Below are 575 nucleotides of genomic sequence, written 5' to 3' on the forward strand. Positions count from 1 at the left end.
TACAAACACGCGCATGGAGACGTGTTGAAAGGAAAGGTCGACCTTGAGACCCAGGGCGAACGCAGCGGCGGCATCGGCAATGATGTCTGGGTCGGCGAAGGAAGCCAGATCTCGAGCTTCAAGGGGTTTGACGGCTCAGTCCTTATCGGCAAAGACACGACTATCGGCGAAGCACGCGTACGCAGTTCCTTCATTGGCGACCATGCAGTTATCCAGAGTGGAGCAAACATCGATAACTCAGTCCTGTGGGACGGCGTCGTCGTGGAGTCGGGAGCCCGTATCTTTAACTCTATCGTCTGCAAAAACGTCCACATCGGCAAGGACGTCCTTCTCGAGGGTGACAATACCGTGGCTGACGATTGCATCATCGGTCAAGGATCTGTCCTCAAGTCCCAGGTCGAGATCTGGCCGGGCAAGACTGTCGAACCAGGCTCTACCGTCACGAGCAACGTCGTTTGGGGCAAGGCCTGGTCAAGAGCCCTGTTTGGCTCTTATGGCATCGTCGGTGTCAACAACGTCGAAGTCACTCCGGAGATGTGTGCCAAGCTGGGCTGTGCCTATGGTACGTTCCTTGG

General features: G+C 56.2%; 1 pseudogene. It reads left to right on the plus strand.

The features are described 5' to 3' along the window. Positions 1-24 precede the first annotated feature (24 nt). Positions 25-575, plus strand: a pseudogene (locus SMC1_RS10700) (NDP-sugar synthase); the annotation flags it as partial.

Source organism: Candidatus Cryosericum septentrionale (assembly GCF_003570995.1).
In the GTDB taxonomy this organism is placed as follows: Bacteria; Caldisericota; Caldisericia; order Cryosericales; family Cryosericaceae; genus Cryosericum; species Cryosericum septentrionale.